Annotated in this window: 20 protein-coding genes and 1 tRNA gene; 5 read left to right on the forward strand and 16 right to left on the reverse strand. The window is 50.5% G+C overall.

Features of this window, described 5'->3' with window-relative positions; genetic code table 11:
* Nucleotides 1–125: 125 nt before the first annotated feature.
* The 11 genes from SYK_RS08550 to SYK_RS08600 form a co-directional block, all read right to left on the reverse strand.
* Entirely contained in the window at nt 126–737 is a 612-nt protein-coding gene (locus tag SYK_RS08550; protein ID WP_281763167.1) for a LysE family translocator, read from the reverse strand.
* 409 nt (nt 738–1,146) lie between these two features.
* Nucleotides 1,147–2,889 (reverse strand): proline--tRNA ligase, encoded by a 1,743-nt coding sequence (locus tag SYK_RS08555; RefSeq protein WP_281763168.1) that lies wholly within the window; start codon nt 2,887–2,889, stop codon nt 1,147–1,149.
* Between the two features lie 4 nt (nt 2,890–2,893).
* Nucleotides 2,894–3,964: a flavodoxin-dependent (E)-4-hydroxy-3-methylbut-2-enyl-diphosphate synthase gene (gene ispG / locus SYK_RS08560; protein WP_281763254.1), complete on the reverse strand. Its 1,071-nt coding sequence runs from the start codon at nt 3,962–3,964 to the stop codon at nt 2,894–2,896.
* 129 nt (nt 3,965–4,093) lie between these two features.
* The gene (locus SYK_RS08565; RefSeq protein WP_281763169.1) at nt 4,094–4,960 is read right to left on the reverse strand and encodes an EamA family transporter; all 867 of its coding nucleotides are present in this window, start codon (nt 4,958–4,960) and stop codon (nt 4,094–4,096) included.
* A 191-nt stretch (nt 4,961–5,151) separates the two neighbouring features.
* Nucleotides 5,152–5,601, reverse strand: coding sequence for a 4Fe-4S dicluster domain-containing protein (locus tag SYK_RS08570; RefSeq protein ID WP_281763170.1), 450 nt, complete (start codon nt 5,599–5,601; stop codon nt 5,152–5,154).
* 10 nt (nt 5,602–5,611) lie between these two features.
* A complete protein-coding gene (locus SYK_RS08575; RefSeq protein ID WP_281763171.1) occupies nt 5,612–6,691 on the reverse strand; it encodes a hydrogenase large subunit in 1,080 nt (359 codons plus the stop codon).
* A 9-nt stretch (nt 6,692–6,700) separates the two neighbouring features.
* Nucleotides 6,701–7,069, reverse strand: coding sequence for an NADH-quinone oxidoreductase subunit C (locus tag SYK_RS08580; RefSeq protein WP_281763172.1), 369 nt, complete (start codon nt 7,067–7,069; stop codon nt 6,701–6,703).
* Between the two features lie 21 nt (nt 7,070–7,090).
* Nucleotides 7,091–7,534 (reverse strand): NADH-quinone oxidoreductase subunit B family protein, encoded by a 444-nt coding sequence (locus tag SYK_RS08585; protein ID WP_281763173.1) that lies wholly within the window; start codon nt 7,532–7,534, stop codon nt 7,091–7,093.
* Nucleotides 7,535–7,537: 3 nt separating this feature from the next.
* Nucleotides 7,538–8,386: a respiratory chain complex I subunit 1 family protein gene (locus tag SYK_RS08590; RefSeq protein ID WP_281763174.1), complete on the reverse strand. Its 849-nt coding sequence runs from the start codon at nt 8,384–8,386 to the stop codon at nt 7,538–7,540.
* Nucleotides 8,386–10,284, reverse strand: a complete 1,899-nt coding sequence (locus SYK_RS08595) for an NADH-quinone oxidoreductase subunit 5 family protein (protein ID WP_281763175.1) — start codon at nt 10,282–10,284, stop codon at nt 8,386–8,388. Before SYK_RS08595 ends, SYK_RS08590 begins: the two co-directional genes overlap by 1 nt.
* Nucleotides 10,285–10,616: 332 nt before the next feature.
* Nucleotides 10,617–11,294, reverse strand: a complete 678-nt coding sequence (locus SYK_RS08600; RefSeq protein ID WP_281763176.1) for a phosphoadenosine phosphosulfate reductase family protein — start codon at nt 11,292–11,294, stop codon at nt 10,617–10,619.
* A 63-nt stretch (nt 11,295–11,357) separates the two neighbouring features.
* On the opposite strand from SYK_RS08600, the gene SYK_RS08605 reads away from it, so the two are divergent.
* From SYK_RS08605 to SYK_RS08625, 5 genes are all read left to right on the forward strand, one after another.
* Nucleotides 11,358–11,789: a pyridoxamine 5'-phosphate oxidase family protein gene (locus tag SYK_RS08605; RefSeq protein WP_281763177.1), complete on the forward strand. Its 432-nt coding sequence runs from the start codon at nt 11,358–11,360 to the stop codon at nt 11,787–11,789.
* A 51-nt stretch (nt 11,790–11,840) separates the two neighbouring features.
* A tRNA-Arg gene (locus SYK_RS08610) sits at nt 11,841–11,917 on the forward strand.
* A gap of 250 nt (nt 11,918–12,167) precedes the next feature.
* Nucleotides 12,168–12,962 carry an ABC transporter substrate-binding protein gene (locus SYK_RS08615; RefSeq protein WP_281763178.1) on the forward strand — a complete coding sequence of 265 codons (795 nt, stop codon included), beginning with the start codon at nt 12,168–12,170 and terminating at the stop codon, nt 12,960–12,962.
* 7 nt (nt 12,963–12,969) lie between these two features.
* Nucleotides 12,970–13,695 (forward strand): amino acid ABC transporter permease, encoded by a 726-nt coding sequence (locus tag SYK_RS08620; RefSeq protein ID WP_281763179.1) that lies wholly within the window; start codon nt 12,970–12,972, stop codon nt 13,693–13,695.
* A gap of 3 nt (nt 13,696–13,698) precedes the next feature.
* On the forward strand, nt 13,699–14,367 hold the full coding sequence (locus SYK_RS08625; RefSeq protein WP_281763180.1) for an amino acid ABC transporter permease: 669 nt from the start codon (nt 13,699–13,701) through the stop codon (nt 14,365–14,367).
* Nucleotides 14,368–15,756: 1,389 nt separating this feature from the next.
* On the opposite strand, the gene SYK_RS08630 is transcribed toward SYK_RS08625, so the two are convergent.
* From SYK_RS08630 to purB, 5 genes are read right to left on the reverse strand one after another with little or no spacing between them, the layout of a single operon-like run.
* Nucleotides 15,757–17,517 carry a M14/M99 family metallopeptidase gene (locus SYK_RS08630; RefSeq protein WP_281763181.1) on the reverse strand — a complete coding sequence of 587 codons (1,761 nt, stop codon included), beginning with the start codon at nt 17,515–17,517 and terminating at the stop codon, nt 15,757–15,759.
* Complete coding sequence (locus tag SYK_RS08635) at nt 17,471–18,178, reverse strand: hypothetical protein (RefSeq protein ID WP_281763182.1); 708 nt, start codon at nt 18,176–18,178, stop codon at nt 17,471–17,473. The genes SYK_RS08630 and SYK_RS08635 overlap by 47 nt, the downstream gene beginning before the upstream one ends.
* Nucleotides 18,175–19,434, reverse strand: coding sequence for a L,D-transpeptidase family protein (locus SYK_RS08640; RefSeq protein ID WP_281763183.1), 1,260 nt, complete (start codon nt 19,432–19,434; stop codon nt 18,175–18,177). Before SYK_RS08640 ends, SYK_RS08635 begins: the two co-directional genes overlap by 4 nt.
* A 60-nt stretch (nt 19,435–19,494) precedes the next feature.
* A complete protein-coding gene (gene pyrE / locus SYK_RS08645) occupies nt 19,495–20,052 on the reverse strand; it encodes an orotate phosphoribosyltransferase (RefSeq protein WP_281763184.1) in 558 nt (185 codons plus the stop codon).
* A gap of 1 nt (nt 20,053) precedes the next feature.
* On the reverse strand, nt 20,054–21,352 hold the full coding sequence (gene purB, locus SYK_RS08650) for an adenylosuccinate lyase (RefSeq protein WP_281763185.1): 1,299 nt from the start codon (nt 21,350–21,352) through the stop codon (nt 20,054–20,056).
* Nucleotides 21,353–21,412: the final 60 nt, after the last annotated feature.

Below are 21,412 nucleotides of genomic sequence, written 5' to 3' on the forward strand. Positions count from 1 at the left end.
CCTCCGGCGGCCCCTTCGGGGGGACCAGAGAACCCTTTGAAAAAAGGTTCTCTGGACTCTCCTAAACTTTTTATGTGCGCTTCGCGCAGGGTGTTACGATGCGTTGTGTGCATCAGCTATTTTTTTTATTCAGCAGCAATAACCGCGCCTGCGCCTATCATGATGAAGCCAGCGGTGCGGTTGGCTATTTTCCAAACACGGGTTGAGCGTATTGCGGTACGACCTCGACCGGCCAGCCATGCGTAGGTGGCAAGGACCGTAAATACTGTGGGGATAATAATAGAAACGACCATGATGATATCCACGGTGGTCAATTCAGACATGTGGACAAATCCGGGCAGAAAGCCGCAATAAAAAGCGATAACCTTAGGGTTACCAAGAGAAACGCACAGGCCTGCCAAGAAGCTGCGTCTACCGCGAACCGAGACACAGGCCGAGTCCTGTTCTGTTGGCGGTTTGGCCATCCATGCCCTAACGCCCATATAAACAAGATAGGCCGCGCCTATCCATTTAAGGACTGCAAACCATGGCCCTATCTGTGACGAAATCCATCCAAGGCCGAACAAAGCCGTCAACAAATACGTCAGATCACCGCACGCCAAACCAGCGGCGTATCCGACTCCGGTCTTGAAACCACGAGACAAGGATTGGGCCACAAGAGCAGAAACTCCCGGTCCCGGGATACTCGCAAAAACAAAGGTGGCGAATGCCAAGGCAATTCCACTTTCAATCGTCATTTTCTCTCTCCATTTCCATATATCCGGCCATACAGTGCATATCACCCCACGGACCAGACAGCCAATAAAAAAGGAACACGTCACCCGAAGGGAACAAGATGCCTTCGGGTGACCAGAGGGGGAACCTCTTGAAAGAGGTTCCCCCTCTGGACTCCCCCTCCAGAACTTTTTATCGCGCCTTCGGCGAGGCTCTCCAAAACCAATAAATTTTTTCCCCTCCCTTGCGCGAAGCGCACACAAAAAGTTTAGGAAGGGAGATAGGGATGGGGGTCTGGGGGAAGGGGAAGAGGGACAACCCTTTCCAAAGGGTTTCCTTCTTCCCCTTCCCCCAGCCGCCGGAGGCACCCCAAAAAGAAAGCCCAGCGCAGAAATTCCGCGCCGGGCTTGTAGCCATATATACGATCAGAACCTATTTCACTTCAAGGCCCCAATTATTCCAAATTTCCTTACGCCATGCGGTAAAAGCTTCGACAAAACCGTCGAGCGGCAATTCGATCTTCTCGCCGGTTTTGCGATCCTTGGCTTCCACGATACCGTTCTTGAGGCCTTTGCCACCGAGAACAAGTTGCATGGGATAACCAATGAGATCGGCCTCGGCAAACTTGACACCCGGACGTTCTTTGCGGTCGTCGTAGGCAGCGTCCACGCCAAGTCCCTTAATCGAGGAATACAGTTCCTCGGCCTTATCAGTCACAGCTTGGTCCTTGCCGCCGAGAGCAATCAAGCAGACCTCAAACGGTGCAATGGACGGCGGAAAACAACAGCCGTTTTCGTCATTGTTCTGCTCAATGGCGGAGGCCATAATACGAGATACGCCGATGCCATAACACCCCATAATCAAGGGCTTGGGCTTACCATTCTCGTCGAGGAAAGTGGCTTCCATCTTCTCGGAGTATTTCACACCGAGTTTAAAGACATGGCCCACTTCGATACCCTTGGTGAACTCGATCTTGCCACCGCACTCGGGGCATGGATCAGTCGGCTCAATCACACGCAAATCAGCGAACTTCTCGATAGTACAGTCACGACCAAGAGACAGATGCTTCACGTGCGTATCACCCTTGTTGGCTCCGGCCACCCAATCTGTGGCCGCACACAATTCATGGTCAGCGTAAATAGGCACGTCCTTATCCAAACCGGAAGGACCGGCAAAACCGACAGGTGCGTTGGTCAGTTTCTTAACCAATTCCTCATCTGCCAACTCAATCTCGTTACCGCCAACAAGGTTGCGCAACTTGATATCGTTAAGTTCACGATCACCACGCACCAATGCGGCGACAGGCTCGTCGTCCACAACGAACAGCAGCGTCTTGACCAACTTGCTCGGGTCCACACCGAGATATTTGCAAACTTCTTCCACGGTATGCTGACCGGGAGTATCCACTTCTTCGATGGCCGGACAATCGGCGTTGGTCATGTCCTCGCCAGCAGGCGCGGCAACCTTGGCTTTTTCCAGATTTGCACCGAATTCACACGACAAACAAGATGCAATGGTGTCCTCACCGGTATCGGCAAGAACCATAAATTCATGTGAGAAGTCACCGCCAATAGCCCCGGAATCGGCCTGAACCGGTTTGAACCGCAGACCGATGCGAGAAAAGGCTTTTTTGTAAGCTTCGAACATCTCAAAATAGGATTTCTCTGCGCCTTCCTCATCTTTATCGAAGGAATAAGCGTCCTTCATGATGAACTCACGACCTCGCATGAGACCAAAACGAGGACGAATTTCATCGCGGAACTTGGTTTGAATCTGATACAGATTGACCGGCAACTGCTTGTAGGAATTAATTTCACCGCGCACCAAATCGGTAATGACTTCTTCGTGCGTGGGTCCAAGACAGTAGTCACGGCCGTTGCGGTCATTCAAACGCAACAGCTCCTTGCCGTAGTAATCCCAACGACCGGTCTCGACCCACAGGTCGGCAGGCTGAACCATGGGCATGAGCACTTCCATTGCTCCGGCGCGGTCCATTTCCTCGCGCACGATAGTGGCGACCTTGTTGATGGAGCGCAGGCCAAGCGGAAGGTAGTTATAAATACCGCTGGTGAGTTTGCGGATCATGCCCGCACGCATCAAAAGCTTGTGGGAGACAACCTCAGCGTCTGCCGGGTCCTCCTTGAGAGTCGGGATGTAGTAACGGGAAAGACGCATATTTCTATTTTCTCCTTTCTTCCAGGAACATATTAATTTCTTTCATGAATTCCGGTAGTAAATTTTCATTGCCCTTGACCTTGCGCACCACTTCTCCCTTACGGAAAATGATGCCCAAATCACGGCCTCCGGCTATGCCAATGTCAGCTTCCCGGGCCTCGCCGGGACCATTGACCACGCACCCCATGACCGCCACGGTAAAGACTTCCTCCACTCCACGCAGGGCCTCTTCCACCTTTTCGGCCAACTCGATCAGTTTAATCTCGGTACGCCCACAGGTCGGACAGGATATAATCTCCGGGCCGCGTTCACGCAAGCCCAAGCTACGCAGGATTTCGTAGGCCACGCCAATCTCGGCGACAGGGTCATGGGTGAGCGACACACGCATGGTGTCGCCGATCCCCTCGGATAACAAAAGTCCCAGTCCGACAGCGGACTTGACCGCCCCTCGGACCAATGTTCCGGCCTCAGTGATACCGATATGTAACGGATAGTCCACCTTCTCGCTCATAAGTCGGTAAGCGGCAACGGTATTCAAAACCGATGAGGTCTTGAGTGAAATTTTGGTATCGTAAAAGCCACGCTTTTCCAGCATGGCAACATGACGCAGGCCAGATTCAACCATGGCTTCGGGGGTAGGGCCACCAAACTGCCGAAGCAAATCTTTTTCCAGCGACCCGCCATTGACACCGATACGAATGGGAACGTTGTTGGCCATAGCCGCACGAACCACGATGTCCACTTTTTGCTCGTCACCGATATTGCCTGGGTTGATACGCAACCCTTCAAACCCGGCTTCCACGGCATCCAGAGCCAATCGATAATCGAAATGTATGTCCGCTATAAGGGGTACCGGAGATTGCTCGCGGATATCCTTGAGTACAGCGGCGGCCTTGTCATCGGGTACGGCCAGACGCACAATCTCGCACCCTGCCTCGGCCAGTTGATTGATCTGTGTCACCGTGGCGATAACATCGCGGGTATCGGTGTTGCACATGGATTGGACGCGGACAGGGTTATCCCCGCCAATGCCCACCGCACCTATATTCAGGACTCGTGTCTGCTTTCGTTGCATAAGGATTGGCACGTTACGCAATTTCCCCCGGCAAGCCAAGTGCGGTACGGTGTGAATTAAAATCAAAAACTGTAGCTATATTTTAAAAAGTCGCATCCACCGGCAACATTACTTCAACGCATCCTTTTCTTACGTCGCAAGATATGTCAGACACGCCCCGACTATAATAAGCAAAACACCGAGAACCCGTGGTAAGGATAAGGATTCACGCAATACCAGCCAGCCCAGCCCGACTCCGACCACAAGGCTAAGTTGCCGCAATGCCCCGACATAGGTGACCTTACCCATGTTCAAAGCCATCAGCATGAGAACAAATGAAAGTGTATTCAGTACAGAAACAGTAAGGATGCTCCATTTATTCCGGCTCCATTCCTCCTTAACAACAAGACGATCAAGCCGTCGCAAGGAAGGCAAAAAATACGCACACGAAGCCAGCGTGTAGCAATACATGTAAATGAATGGGTGCATATGCCGAACAGCCTCTTTGCCCCACAAGGTATACAATGCCACGGTAAAAGCCGCAAAAAGGGCAAACAACAAACCTGAATTGCTGCCCTGACGATTCCATGAGATGGAAGAAAATCGTAAATCCTTCAATTGAACGACAAGGACACCAACTGTGACAAAAAAGACTGAACACCAGCCTATGGCGTCAATGCTTTCCTGAAAAATAAGGTATGCCAGAAACGGAAGAAACAGAGTGCTGGAACGCGACACGGGATATGCAATGGAAAGATCAAGTCGTTTGTAACTGTTGGCGAGACAGAAATAGTTCACCACAGAAAGCAACGTTCCCACCCCCGCATACCAAAGAGATGCCGGATCAAGCCCCCAGACACTTACCGCTATGGCAAATGGTATTGCATATATGACTGGTTCAGCCATTTTGCTCAAGCCGAGAAAGGCATCTTTATTCTGTGCGCGTTTCAGAAGAAAATTCCAATATCCATGTGCGATGGAGGAAAGGATAACGAGGAGAAATGGGAGTTCCTGCATGATTCTTGAGCGATAAGTCCTGTTTCAATTAAATGGACGACTAATTTCATCCACTTCTTCAAAGAAGATAAAGAGACTCCACCCATTAAGCAATACCATAACCCATTGTACCCCTTTTTGAAGACCTCAGCCTTCACAAAAAAAGCCCCGGCTCAAGAACCGGGGCTTTTTTTAATTGTCGCTGACGAAGACTATTTCTTGTCGGCCTTGTTGGCGTCAGGCTTCGTCTCAGCCTTTTCGGCCTTGGGAGCAGCTTCCTTCTCAGGAGCAGTTTCCGCAGCAGGAGCGGCTTTCTTTTTTTTCGGTTTGGGCGGTGTGCCCTGTTCGACCCAGGTGGTCTTCTCGGTCATGGGCTTGCGGTGCGTGTCCTTCATGGTCAGGCATTTGGTAGGGCATGCATCGACGCAATAACCGCAAGTAATGCATTCATGAGGATCGCAGGACCAAGTACCCGTAGTTTTATCAACCGTAATGCACTGACAGGGGCATTTGCGTGAGCACATGCCGCAGAAAATGCACTTATCGATGTCAATAACAAGCTCACCGCGATATTTAGGAAACGGATCGCGCACCACGAACGGATAGTTACGGGTGGCGGGTTTCTTCAACAGGTTCTTGACGACTGTAGGTGTAAACAGCATGTCAACTCTCCTAGCGTTCGGTGCAGCTGATGCACGGGTCAATAGCCAAGACGATGACTGGCACGTCGGCCAGTTCACAACCCGGCAACATGTGCAGGAGCGGCGGAATATTGGCAAATGTAGGGGTGCGGATACGCAACCGATCCAGATGCTTGGTGCCATTGCCCTTAATATAGTAGACGCACTCACCGCGCGGCTGTTCCACGCGCATGTAGACTTCGCCTTCCGGCGGGTTGCCCTTGACCTTGGCGGCAATATCGCCCTCAGGCAACTTGCTGACGGCCTGACGAACCAAATCAATGGACTGAATTACTTCATGGAAACGGACCGTGGAACGAGCCCAACAGTCACCGGAAGTCTCAACAACCGGTTCAAAATCCAGCTCGGAGTATGCGCCGTAACCGATCATGCGCATGTCGGATGCGACACCGGAACCACGCAAGGTCGGACCAGCAGCGCCGAGAACGTAAGCGTCCTCTTTGGACATGTAGCCAATACCAACGGTACGGGACTTGACCGAGTAGTCGTTCATGATGGTGTCCTGCATGGCCTTGACCTCTTTCTCCACGATTTCCAGCTCGGAGAGAATCCAGCGAATCTGGTCGGGGGAAAGGTCGGCACGGACGCCGCCGATGATGTTGACGGACACGATAACGCGGCTACCAGCAGTGGCCTCGTTGATGTCCATAATGCGCTCGCGCACTTTCCAGAACTGCATGAACAGGGATTCAAAGCCGAAAGCATCGGCGAACAAGCCCAGCCAAAGCAGGTGAGAATGCATACGGTGAAGTTCACTCCAGATAACACGCAGCATTTCTGCACGAGCCGGAACTTCAATGTCCATAAGTTCTTCGATGCACTGCGAATAGCAGGTGCCGTGAATCATGGAGCAGATGCCACACACGCGTTCGCACACGGTGATCATCTGATGGAAGTCGCGAATATCTGCCAGCTTTTCCAAACCACGATGAACGTAGCCCAGTGCCGGGATAGCTTCTTTAACGATTTCGTCCTCAACCTTGAGCGTCAAATGAATCGGCTCGGGGAGAACGGGATGCTGCGGGCCGAAGGGAATTACGGTAGTAGCCATTTCAGCCCCCTATTTTTTCGGCTCAATCTTGACGTTGGACACCAGGGGAACCTGGGTGACCTCGGGATCAAGAAAGAGTGTGCGGTTAAAGTCAAGAACCATGCCGTCGAACTTGACGTCCCACTGGTCACGGATTTCATTTTCTACCAGCATGGCGCCAAAGAAGACACCGGAAACGCTGGGAATAGGCTTCTTCATGTCGACAGTCATCCGCAGATGAGTATCCTCATATTCCTTATCGAAATGATAAAGAATACCAAGCTTGCCCTCGCCTTCCTGATATGTGGAAAGCGTGACGAACCGTTGTCCGTCGTTCTTCATATTCATGACCTCTCCGACAACATTGTCGATGGTCACGTCAATAATAGTACCTTTCATATTATACCTCTGTGGACACGCCTATTCGGCTTCTTCCACTTTTTGCGCAAACTTGGCCAACCCTGCGACAACACCGTCGATGATAGCTTCGGGTTTTGCAGGACAACCGGGAACATACACGTCCACCGGGATGATTTTATCCACGCCGCCAACAACGTTGTAGGCTTCGCGGAACACACCGCCGGTATTGCCGCATGCGCCGATGGCGATGACAGCCTTGGGCTCAGGCATCTGATCATACAGATTCTTGAGCACCTTTTTATTCCGATGGTTGACAGTACCAGTAACCAGCAACACGTCAGCGTGCTTAGGATTACCGACGTTGATGATGCCGAACCGCTCCACATCGTACAGCGGTGTCAGGCAAGCCAGAACCTCGATGTCGCAGCCGTTACAGCTACCGCAATCAAAATGCATGATCCACGGAGACTTGGCGCGAGATTTCTTGATGAATGATCCAAACATGATTTACCTCGCGTACAGCCAGATGAGATTGACAATGGACAGGCCCATACCGAGCAGCCAGACACGCTTGAGCATCCAGCGCCAAGTCATGCGAGCCATAGTGTTGTCCACCAGGATTTCAAGCATGTAAGTGATCACCAGCAGCACGGCCATCCAAACAACATTGGTGTGCCAGAAGATGGCGCACAAACCGAGAACCAAAATGGTCTCGTACCAGTGGGCAATTTCAATCAGAGCCAGATAGGGACCGGAATATTCGGTGAGTACACCTTTAACCAGTTCCTGATGACCGTGATGGGACGTGGAGAAGTCAAACGGGGACTTTCTCAATTTAATGGTTAAGGCATAACCCAGAGCCAGATAAAGCAGCGGCATCTTAGTGATGAGCGGCATATCCTGGGACCAGACAGCGTCCAGAGAGAAGGAGCCTGTAACCATATAGAAGCCAACAAAAACCAGAATCAAAACTGGCTCGTAAGCAAGAATCTGTATCAATTCGCGCTGTGCGCCCACCTGAGAGTACGGGGACTTGGTGGCCATGGCACCCATGACCAAAAAGACCGCACCAACAGCCTGCACAAAGAAAATGAGCAGAAGGTCGCTCTGAGCGAAGAACAGTGCCAAAGAGGTAGCAGCAGCGATCATATATACCCAGGCGCAGAGGATCTGCCACTGGTTGACCACCATTTTTTCCTTTCCGAACAGTTTGGCCACATCATAGAAAGCCTGCATGATCGGGGGACCCTGACGAGACTGGAACCACGCGGTGACGCGCCTGTCCAGACCAGCGATGAGACCACCCAAAAGTGGTCCGGCAATGAGTCCGATGATAACGAGAATAAGAGTATCCATTAGATCGCCCCTCCCAACATAAGCACAATCAAAGCGATCGCGAGTGCGTTGAAGATAGGCGTCAGCTTACCTTCAGCGAACAGCTCGCCCAGGTACATGTTACCAGCTGCAAACGGTACATCACCATTCATGGGACCGATGTAAGTACCGTCTGTTGATGAATTCGCGCCACCTAAATATGGCGGCATAATCTTGACCCTGCGGAAACCGGCAGCGGCTTTGGCGGCGAAAAGCACGCCCAGACCCAAAACCACGAACAGCGGGACCACGGCAAAGGAGCCGGTGGCGGAGTTCAGTGAACCAAAGCTCAGAGTAAACGGAGCCGTACCGAGCCAGGGAGCAAGCATTGAATTATAAATCCAGGGAGAAGCCAACGACAGAACAATGGCGCCCCCGCACAGCAACATCAGCGGCAGGCTGGTGAGCATGGGCTGGGATTCAGTCCGAGTGTCCTGTTCGCGAGAACACATCAAGGAACCACCCCAACGTGCCCAGTATACAACCGTCAACGCGGAACCCAATGCGAGCATGGTAATCACGAAGATGTTGGTATCAGCACCGGCTTCGATAGCCATCCACTTGCACATAAGCACACCGAACGGCGGCAGGAGCATAGTCAGGATACCGATCACGGTGATCAGGGCAGTACGGGGAAGCTTGGCATACAAGCCGCGCATGTCTTCGATGTCACGAGAACCGATGGCCTGCTCAATCGTGCCGACACAGAGGAACAGCAAAGACTTGGAAACGGCATGGAACACGATCAGCATAACAGCAGCGGTCAAAGCCAACGGAGTGTTGATACCCGCGCAGCAAATGATCAAGCCGAGATTGGAGATAGTGGAATACGCCAGAATTTTCTTACCATTGGACTGACCGATGGCCAGAGCTGCGCAGGTCACAAAAGTGAATGCGCCACAAATGGCAACACCGGTGGACAGGAAAGTGTCAACATACGCGGGAGCGAAACGCAGAACCACGAAAACACCGGCCTTGACCATGGTGGAAGAATGCAGGAGCGCGGAAACCGGAGTCGGAGCGACCATGGCACCAAGCAACCAGCTCTGGAATGGAACCTGAGCGGCCTTAGTGAAACCAGCGAGGCACAAAAAGCCAACGCCAGTAATCATGAGCGCGCCCTGAGGTCCGGCAGCCAGGATTGCAGAGATGTCCAGAGTGCCGGCCTTCATGTAGACCAGCATCATGCCGATAACGAAAGCCAGACCGCCGAGAGCGTTCATCCACAATGCGCGGACAGCGTTCTTGGTAGCGATCTCGGTGACATCGTGACCGATCAGCATGAAGGAACACAGAGTGGTGACTTCAAAGAAGAAGTACATCCACAGAATATTATTGGACAGCACCAAGCCGTTCATGGCGCCAAGGAACAACACCAAGTAAAAGAAGAATCGCGGCTGGCGAGACTTCTTCAGGTGCAGATGCTCCTCATGTTCCTTCATATAAGGAATGGCAAACACGCAGATCAAAGAGCCGATGATGGAAATCACCAGGACCATGATCAAAGCGAGCTGGTCACCCACAAGAGCGGGAACAGCGTCATGCTCAAGCATAACAATTTCAAACCAAACGAGCAGTGCAGCCTGAGCTAGGGTAAAACCCTGAATCAGTAAGCTCTTGTGTTTGAGACCGAGATAAAAAATGACACCCAACAATGCGAAATCCAGAACCGTAATCAGGAAATCGCTGCTGATGCCGAGGAATGAACCGACTGCAATCGGCTCAAAAGTCCCCTGCATGAGCAGTCCCACAGACGCAAGCGTCAGGACCACAGCAGTACCGAGCACGGTCAGCTTTCGAACGGCGGAAGACCGAACGAAATAGCAGACCAATGCTGAGGCCACTGGCAGGAGAATGAGAAGCAGTAGCAAATTCGACATGAAGACCTCGTTTCAAAAGAATGGAGAACGAGTACAACAGACACGTGAAAATCCGGTTCACCTCCAACCGAATTTCAGTGCGAATGCACTTTACCCTTAGCCTAATAACCATGTGGTCTTATGGGAAGAACACTGTTTGGTCAAGACCCAAACATCAAAAAAAGACACACAAAAACACACTAATAATCGTCTGATATATTGGAATAAAAGGCTCACGGTACAGAGGCCCATATAAATAGATATAAAAAAGAGAAGAATCTTGTGAAAAAAATCTCAAATAAAAACGGCTAATACCAGCCAAAGGAACAAATCAGGACTTTTTCATGTGAAAATTAGAAGTAACCAAGACTCGTCAAAGTCGGCAAGACAGCTTCTTTGGAAGCAGCACGCCCAGACCGTTCGCATCCACCGTTATCAGGCCGTTGCGTACAAGGTTTGCACCCCAAAGATCTATACCCTTGATCATACAGTTCACAATGCGGAAGATTGAAACGGGCATGAAACGCCCAGATATCTGTTTCGGTCCAATCAAGAATAGGGTTGATCATGTAATGCGGGGGATCATTTCGCTGTTCTTCTGTTCGCCGCCCTACCCGATCGGGATGTTCGTCAAAACGAATACCACTTAAAACATGTGTGGCACCGGTCTCAACAACAGCCCGCTTGAGCGGTTCAACCTTTAATTCTCGACAACAAGAAAGCGGATCTTGAGCCAACGGGTAGCCATCCAGTGAAACTTCCGGGCGAGCGATATGCAAATCAATACCCCACTCTACCGTCAGGGCGTCACGAAATGCCATGACTTCTGTAAATTTGCAGCCAGTATCAAGATTGATTGCATGGACAGGCCCTTTCCCTACATTATCGAGCACAGCCTTCCATATAAAGAGAACAACGGTGGAGTCCTTACCGCCGGTCCACGCCACGCGCACTCCGTCAGGATCAACATTTTCAACCAATGTCTGCATGAGGGACTCAGTCCCGGCTATCTTTTCATCAAGAGTAAGCATGCTTCCGTATCCCTTTTCATTATATAATGGCCCCGCATTGAAGAGTGCTGTAGTGTCTCGCTTATGAGCAAGCAAAAAATAAGATTCATCGAAGACATGGTCAAGGCCAAGGATATCTGTGTGCTGGCAACTTCCGATGGCAACACGCCTCACACGTCTCTGATGAACTATTTCGCGGACCATGCGGTCATGAAGTTTTATTTTCTGTCACCTAAAACATCAAAAAAAAACAAAAACCTCAAAAAAAATCCACATGTGAGTATACTCATCGATCGACGGGATGAAAATATCGCCCTATCCATCAACGGGGTGTACTCTCCCATCAAAAAGCAACAAACAGTGGACGCCATCATCAAGCTCTTCCTTCTGAAAAGCCCGCATATGAAGGAATTCGCAGAACACCCGGACACGGAACTGATACGCATAGAAGGGAAATCAGCCGAACTCGTGCAGGGTTTTACTGACGTTTTTTCAACTAAATTAATAAATTTCTAAAAAAGTGCTTGACGTATAACGCCCCCTAAGCATAAACAGTCTTTCCACGACGCGCCCGTGGCTCAGCTGGATAGAGCATTCGGCTACGAACCGAAAGGTCGCACGTTCGAATCGTGCCGGGCGCACCAGAGAATATAGCCTCTGACAACATATGTTGTCAGAGGCTTTTTCCGTTTCCCCAACCTCCTGATAATCCTCACTCTCACGCCGAGAAAACCGCGACACGCTCTTGCAAAAGCCAAGTACATCCAGTAGCGTTCCCGATGGCCGAACTTGCAACCGCAGGAACGGCTAAACCCGACCCTACTATGGCACTGACCGCAATTCGCTTATATTCGGATTAGATCAGACTTTTTATTGAACATTATAGGAGGAATAATGAAACGTCTTTCCATTTGCCTGGCACTCATGCTGTCCATGATGTTGGCCGTGGCTTCTACCGCATCTGCAGATGCACTGGCTGAGATCGTCAAGCGCGGAGAACTTCGCGTTGCCGTTCAGACCCAATGTCCCCCATTCAGTTTTCTGGACAAAAACGGCGACCGCACCGGTTCTTCCGTTGAATTCTGTCGCCTGATGGCCAAAGAAATGGGCGTCAAAATCAAATTTCTGGATTACGATTGGGACGGTCTGATTCCTGCCCTGTTGTCCGGTAAAGCTGACATGCTGGCCGCAGACATGACCGCCAACCTTCAGCGTGCACTCAAGGTGTCCTTCACCGATGCATTCTATTACACTGGTTCCGTGGCCGTGGCCAAAGCCGATTCCAAAATCACAAGCTGGGACCAAATCAACAAGGAAGGCATGAAAGTAGCCGTCCTGCTCGGCGGTACTGGCGAAGCTGATGCCAAACGTCTCTTCCCCAAGGCTGAAATCAAGTCCTACAAAGGCGGCGGCCCCATGCTCCTGAATGCCATTATGGCAGGCAAGGCTGACGTGGCCGTCAACGACAAGACTTCCATCTCCGGCAGTCTGGCTTCCTTCCCCCCGAACTCTACGCATTTCGTGGGCGAAATCATGTCCAAGCAGCCTCTGGCTTTCGCCGTCCGTCATGAAGACGAAACACTGCGCCAGTGGGTCAACCTATTCTTCGGTTGGGTCAAGTCCGATGGCCGCTACGACGAAAACATCAAGTACTGGGTCGATTCCAAGGCCTGGGAAAAAGATCACTAGACCGTAATTGCTGCGCCATGTCTCTTCACGAGGCATGGCGCATCTTCATACGGATTCGTCGCACATGCTCGAATATTTCAACTTCCGCATCATCTGGGAGTACATGCCCCTGTTCATGGAAGGGCTGTACCATACTGCCTGGATTTCGCTGGTCGGCATCATAGGCTCACTCATTGTGGGCATGGTCGCCTGTGCCTGTAGAATTTCAGGAATCAAACTGCTTGCAGCCCCGGCCGTGGTCTTCATTGAGGTCATCCGGTCCACACCCCTGCTGGCTCAACTCTATTTTCTTTACTTCGGACTTCCTTCCCTCGGCATTCAGGTCAATGAGCTGACAACCGGCATCGTGGCTCTTTCCTTCAACTCCGGGGCGTATGTGGCTGAGATCCTGCGTGCCGGCATTAAAGGTATTCCCGCCGGCCAAGTCGAAGCCGCTATGGGACAAGGGTTCAACGTCTATCAGCGGTTTTTCTATGTCATTCTGCCCCAAGCTCTTGCCAACACATTGCCGCCGATGCTCGGGCAGGCCATCGTGTTGGTCAAAGACTCCGCAGTGCTGTCCCTCATCTCAGTGATGGAACTGACTCGCGCCGGACAGATGCTCAACTCCGAACGATTCATGCCGTCCGAAGCCTTCCTGACTGTGGCCGTCCTCTACCTGCTCGTCTACTACGTGCTCAAGGGGCTGACCAAATTCTATCAAATGCGCATGACGCGCTTCAGGAGCGCATAAGCCATGTGGGGATTTTACTTCGACCAACTCATGAATAGCATGCCCATGTTCTACAAAGGCATGGGCGTGACAGTGGCGATTTCCGCGCTTAGTCTTGTCGGCGGCACCATCATCGGTGTCATTACCGGCATTCTGCGCTCCAACAAAGGCACATTCATGTCGCGCATCCTTTCAATCTATGTTGACTTCATGCGCGGCACACCATTCCTCATCCAACTGTTCATTATCTTCTTCATCCTGCCGGAATTTGGTTTACAGATGGAAGCACTCACTGCAGCGGTGGTCAGCCTGACCCTCTACGCAGGGTCCTACATTTGTGAAATCGTTTCTGCGTCCATTCAGGCTGTCCCCTCAGGTCAGGAAGAGGCTTGCCGCTCTTTAGGGCACACACGTAACCAGGCGATGATTCTGGTGGTGTTACCGCAGGCATTGCGCATGGCTTTGCCAGCTCTTGTCGGGCAATATGTACTGCTCATCAAGGATTCATCCATTGTCTCGGTTATCGGATTGACAGATATCACTCGTGCCGGATGGCTCACTGTCCAACGCGTGCCGGAAGGAATTATGGTATTTGGGCTTGTTGGGATATTATACTTTGTAGTGTGTTATCCGTTGATTCAGCTCTCCAACATATTGGAAAAGAAATTCTCCACCGGAGAAATGAAGCTGTAGAATTTGTACCTGAAAAATTAAAAAAGCCTCCTGCCTCTGCAGGGGGCTTTTTTTTGAGAAACTACCCGCCCAAAAAAACGGTGGTTCATAACGCTCAAAATCCTGAACATAGAACCCTCTTCCCCCATAATTTGTGTTCTATCATTTCAGAAATTTATCTTGCTTTTAGTTCCTTCAAACGAGCACAATCAAATTAAATATCAAAACACATATGGGATAAATCCACTTGTTTGCGGTATGATTATATTCAAAAAACGACATTCTCAAAATTAAAGGAACGAGTAATGATATTGTATTTAGCCATCGCAGTAGCTGTTTTTATCTACTATATAAACAGCCGTAACATCTCGGTTGGTAGTAGTGTTGGATTGGCACTTTTTTGGCCTGTAATTTTTCTCATGTACTTATTTAAAATGTTGACTGGTCGGTCTGTCCGTTCTCCGTTTACAGGCATAAATATGAGACAAAGTGGTCAGGGAAGGGGAAAGGGTCGAAGGAGACGAAACAAATAACGACATAGAACAGCCAAACACTCGGTAATTAAGTTGGTTAAAATGAGCTTTGCTTCATGAATACCAATGAGTTATTATTCTAAAGGATTTTGTATTCTGACAGGCATAAGCTTCCGTTTTGACGGGTTAGTTTGTACCTTCCATTTTGTAAAAAGATGCGCCTTCGGCGAGAGTCATTGTTGGGTGCTGAAGCACCCAACGTTTTCCATGCCCTGCCGGGCGGGCCTTCTTTTTTGGCAGCGCCCAAAAAAGAAGCAAAAAAGGTCGCTTGCGCTAGCTTGGCCGCCCCCATAATTGGCGACAAGAATCTGATCCAATCGAGTCGGCTCCACCCGATTAAAAGCATAAGCCACTCCTCTCCCGCCACCCCTCAGTTTAAGAAAAACAACCTGACTCCCTTAGAAGAGCCGCTTCCTTCGATTGGTCAGCTTCTAAGCCGCCGACCAAGGGCTGGGTCCCGTCTTCGTCTGTTTGGACGGAGGAAAAATCGTCTTCGAAAGGAGAGCGGTGTTGGGGTGCTGAAGCACCCCAAGGCCCTTTATGGATAACGAAGAGCCTAAATCAAAGATAATCACCTACACCGAGCTCCCCCCCTTACAACGACGAACAATTGATAGCGGACCTTAGAGCCTGTCCCGCGCGGCGAAACGTAGCCCGACCGAGTTTGTATCACAGACAATCCTGTCAGGCAGTGAAGCCGCGTACAGGCTCTTGGGTCCGTTATCAGGCTCACAACGAAGAAGGCGTTTTTTGCCTGCCGTAAAGGCGAAACCTTTGTAATAATTCCGTTTACACCCTCACTGCGGATGCACGCAATGCCTACAACAAAAAAATCCGCCAAAAGGCGGATTTCAAAAAAACATTATAAATAATAAAATTAATTCGTTGCAGAAGAAAGCCCGACAAAACTCCCTGCAGTAAAGGTCATAGTCCCAAGATCACCAAAAGTTGTCGCCTGTCGCACCGTCAACGGCAACGGCTTGCCAATCTTCACGGAAAAAGCTTCACCCCTATCAAGCGGCATATTCTTGGTGGTCGTAATTAACTTGTCATTTGCACCATTACTCCATGCAGCTTCCAGCACATATCGGCCCTCGGGCAACCGATAATTCAAACCGGCCATCCACGGTACAAGCAATGTCTGTCCACGCTCATCAGACAATTTAAGCGCATGCACAGTACGCGGTGCAATATCCACATAAAATCCCGCTTTGGGAGCACCGGGAGTTTCTCGAATAACCCTGAACCGGGTCACATCGGAATTACCAGATTTCACAGCATACCGACCAATAAAATTATCGGGATCAAGAATAATTTCCCACCCAAGATCCTGCCCATTGTTGGCCCATGGGATAGCAACAAACCCCTTAAGATTGATGATCTCCTTCAGGTCACTGCCCCACATGCCTTCCATGATAAGCTGATCACCCAGCACGGCATGCAAGACTTCACCGTCACGAACAAACACTGGATTGCCATTGAGCCAACAGACAAACATAGGCTTATCTTCGCCCGGAGACTGCGGCATCTTACCGGTCCATTTAATATGAGCCTTGGCAATACGCTTTCCATCAGAACGTAATTCCAACTCGGAAAATGGTTCCAAAACCATCCGTCGAGCATTAATCAAATTCACGCCGGGACGATCTGATGCAAACAGCGCCAGTTCGGGTGCAAATTCACTCGGCCCACTATCAAGCGGCTCCACTGCCAGCGTTGAACCAGGAACGAGATTAATCACCCCTCCAGAACGAAGTGGACGACCATTAACACTGATACTGACACCCTTGCGGGCATAGGCTCGCACATCCTGATCAGTGAACTCGGGAGGAATGACGCTGATACCGAAACGTCGCAGCAACATAATAGTTGCAGACAACTGTTGCCGCACCTTCCAACCTATCTGACGAATGGATTTACTGACCTCCACAGCCATAGCCGGAATACCATGCTCAGCCAGAGCATAACAAGTCAGAGATTTACGCATCTCGGGATACGCCGTCCCTTTGTCGAACGTCTTGGTATTGAAAAGTTTGAATTGATAATCGCGGGTACGAATACTTCCATTCAACTCGTCCAGCACAGAATTCACAGTATGCGCCAAGTCTATCTTGTCGAAAACAAGCGTATCCACAATGATGGACTGACCATACCGTTTGGGATTGCGCAGATTATCCACATAGGTCGGATTATAGAACCCGCTCCCTTCATGCAGATGAATAAAGGCATCACTTTGGGCGAGAAGGAATCGGATGACACGGGCCACCCTGTCTTCATAAAATCGATTGTAATTTTGATCAAAGCGCCGGTTCATGTCCACGTTGATCTGCCGTTTATGCAGATTGATGGACGGCACATTGGCACGTGGCAAGATAATGACATTACCCCGTGTGACTTTGGCCTGAGTTAATAATTGAGCGGTGACGAACCCAGAAGTCTCATCCCCCTGAATACCACCCTGCACCATGATTGTCGGCCCTTCCTCCTCACCTTGGAGAAAAACCACCTTCAACGGATATTGTGTACCCGCAAAAAAGGAGTGCTCCCACGACCCTGCATGGGCGTGGGACACAAAAAGCATCACAATCAGGCTAAGCGAGAATGTGGTAGAGAGGATACGTCTCAGCAAAAATGACATCTCCACCCTTCCCTTTAATTTCCAAACGCAGACCAAAAAGATCATCCTTATCCACTCCATCGGGGAGCAGGAAGGTTGTCTGGATACGCTTGAATCGTTGAATCTGGAATCCAAGGTCATTCTTGTTGGTCTTGGCTGCTACGGATGTTCCGTCTCGTTTAATGAAAACGAAATCAGCCTGTCCCGCCATGGGTTTGGATGCCTGAAGATTGTTGAGTTCGAAAGTAATGGAAAGTTTCCGTTTGGAAAGCTTTGCCTGAAGATTTTCCACACCAACCTGTTGTGTATCAGCGCGAACAAAAATATCATTGAGATTGATCTCTACCTGTTGCACAGGTTCTTCGACCTCAGGAGACGTCGCTGCGGAAAGCAGGGACTGCAACTCGGTGGGGTCATAAGATTCAAGAATCTTTTCCATGTTTCCGAGTCGTTCCAAACGAACTTCGGCATCTACCAGACGTTGCTCAAGGTCTTTCTTTTCGGAATGAAGGTCAGCGTTGATCTTGAACCCACGCACGCCCATATAAATTCCGCCCGCTGCGAAAAGAAACAAAAATATTTGACTGAAGATAAACATCCTGAGCCAAAACGGGCTGACACGATACCGAGTCACATCCCGGTCGTCGCGCATGAATAGGACGCTGTATTTCGAATCGATCATCTCCCCCGTCTCCATTGCTCGCTGTCAATTTTCCATGTGTTCCCGTTCGGGGTCAGAACCATGGTCTTCCGTCCGACGTCGCTATACCCGTCCGCGCTCTCAAACATTTGATTGAACGTCACTGCAAGTCCTTTGGGATGTTGAATAACGGTCAAACCATCAATTTCAACCTTAACAGGAGCTTTGGTAGCCCACAACGTCTTTTTGTAGTCGGCAATGGACATGAGCCCCTTTCGACTGCCCTGTACGGCTCGAGAGGTATAAAATCCCACGTAAGCATCCAGATCTGTAGCCAACCAGGCAGTACGCCAAGCCTTCACCAGATCCTGCACTTCGCCGTTTTTCGAAGCAAGATACTTGGCTTCAAGATTTTCTGAAGCTGGGACATACTCACGACCAACGATACGCCACTGTCCGATATCGTCTTTCTGCCAATAAAATCGCTTGCCGGTGGTCGAAGCCATACCGGGTGCACGATAATATTGATCGAACCATGTTACCCAATAATCAGGACCGGGGATGGCACGAACATTATCGACCATAACCTGAATCCACGGCTGGCGAGAAAAAATACTCTGCTTGTGCGTAACGAACCGGGAAAAATCAATCCCGTCACTCACGGTCATAAGCTCGGCGTTATAGTGATCGAAGAACCCCTCATCCCGACGCTGCCAATCATTGGCCCAAGCATCAAGCTCACGGCCCAAAGTCAATGCTGTAACGTCATTTTCACCCGATTCCGCCGTCCACTCAAGATCACTCGCGATGACCACAGGAGTCCCATAATCTGACTCCAGAGCCACATTCTTCATGTCAGGAACCTTGAGAGCCACGCAACCGAGGGTGTCACGAGGGACAAAAGTCTTGCCCCGGCCATGCAACCAGATGCCGCCGCCGGTCTTACCGTTGATACGATCAATAGGATTGGGATAATTCAAGGAATAAGCGATGTCGCCATAAAGGTCCCAATCGAGCTTGCGATTGATACGGTACCCGACAAAATACACGCCTTCCGGGGTACGCAGATCACCTTCCACCGACTTGTCACCCGTGGATTGCCCCGTTGTACAAGGAAACCGGAACACCTCATGCAACGGACTCTTGTGTTCCAGCATGATCAATTCCTGCGAAGCCTTGTCCACGGCAATAATACGCTCGGGACCGTACGAGTGCGATGAAAGGGTGGGGGTCCACCCTTCGGCAAACGCCATGCTTACAGACATGACCAATGTCAGAACAACAACAGCTACACGCATATAAGTATACCCAATCCTCCCACGGTTTCCCCAAACCATACACTTCCCCGACGGGTCAAATTATTTGCCTGCGGCCAACAACTCCTGACGAGTGAAGATAGCGCTCAATTCAAGCCCTGCTTCCTTGAGCCTTTCCCGTCCGCCTTCTTCTCTGTCCAAAACTGCAAGTACACCGACAATTTCCAATCCGGCATCACGTACACGTTCGGCGGCTGTTGCCAGCGTACCACCCGTGGTGCAGACATCTTCCAGCAAGACGACTTTGTCGCCTTCGCTAAAATTAGCCAGACCTTCAAGGTACTGATTGGTGCCATGCCCCTTGGACTTCTTGCGAATAATAAATCCCGGCAAAGGCCGTCCTTCTAGATGGGATACCACAGTTACGCTAGAAATCAGAGGGTCGGCACCGAGAGTCATACCACCTACGCCGTGGACATCAAAGTCCTTAAGCATCTCAAAGAACAGTCGTCCAATGAGATACCCGCCCTCAGCGTGGAGTGCTGTCTGCTTGCAGTCGAAATAATATTCACTTTTCTTGCCTGAAGTCAGCGTGAAGTCGCCCTCTTTGTAGGAGAGCTCCAACAACAACTTGGCAAGCTTGGATTTCAATTCATTCATATTATTTTCCCCCAAAGACGCGGCTGAAGACCACATCCTCATATCGTTTGTAATACGAAGGGTCGAAGGCTTCGTCAAGGTCGTTAGCCGCAAGATGCTTATTTACTTCCGCATCCACACGGATCTCGTCTTCAAACTGGATACGATTCTCCCAGCAGCGCAGGGCTACCTTCTGAACCATCTCATAGGCTTCCTGCCGTTTCAGGCCGGTAGCAATAAGTTTGTTGAGAATACGCTGAGAGTAGAAAAGACCAAACGACCCCATAAGATTTCGTTGAATACTCTCTTCCTTGACCACCAATCGTTCCAACACGCCGGACATGCGATGCAGCATGTAATCCATGAGTGCGGTGGTGTCGGGCATGATCATGCGTTCCACCGAGGAATGAGAAATGTCACGTTCGTGCCAGAGAGCCTGATTTTCCATGGCTGCCATGGAATTGGAACGAATGAGCCGTGCCAGACCGCACAGATTTTCTGCAGAAATGGGATTCTTTTTATGCGGCATGGCCGAGGAACCCTTCTGGCCCTTGGAGAACCCTTCTTCCACTTCCGAGACTTCGGTACGCTGCAAATGTCTAAGTTCCAGACCAAGACGCTCGATACCGCCTGCCATCATGGCCAATGCGGTGAAAAACTGCGCATACCGATCACGCTGGACGATCTGTGTAGAATGTGGATCAACCTCAAGACCGAGAATGGCACAAGCGCGTTCTTCCAATTCAGGACTGAGGTGAGCGAATGTTCCCACTGCGCCGGACAGCTTGCCGACACGAATATTTTCACGGGCCGCATCGAAACGTTCCTTGTGGCGCATGAATTCGGCATAGAAGCCGGTAAATTTTAGGCCGTAGGTAGTCGGCTCTGCGTGAATCCCGTGAGTCCGGCCCATGCAAAGCAAACCTTTGTGCTTGTGGGCAAGCTCATCAAGAACTTTCAGGACACGATCCACACCTTCCGCGAGGATATTTCCAGCCCGAAGCAACAACACGCCGTTAGCCGTGTCAACTATATCCGAGGAAGTGCAGCCCAAATGGATATACCGGGAACTGGGACCGACCTTCTCTTCCACGGCAGACAAAAAGGCAATGACGTCATGCTTGGTGGTTTCTTCGATCTCAAGGATACGCTTCAGATCAAAGTCTGCCTTTTCATGAATTTCGTCGCAGGCGTCCTGAGGGACCTTACCGAGTTCGGTCCAGCCCTTGGTCACAGCCAGCTCTACTTCGAGCCAGACCTTGAACTTGTTTTCAAGGGTCCATAACTCTCTCATCCCGGGTCGGGAATACCGTTCAAGCATGATATTTCTCGCTTCGTTGAATGTGCGTAATTGTGCATCAGCATACTATGGCAATGCGGC

This window comes from Pseudodesulfovibrio nedwellii (assembly GCF_027923765.1).
GTDB lineage: Bacteria > Desulfobacterota > Desulfovibrionia > Desulfovibrionales > Desulfovibrionaceae > Pseudodesulfovibrio > Pseudodesulfovibrio nedwellii.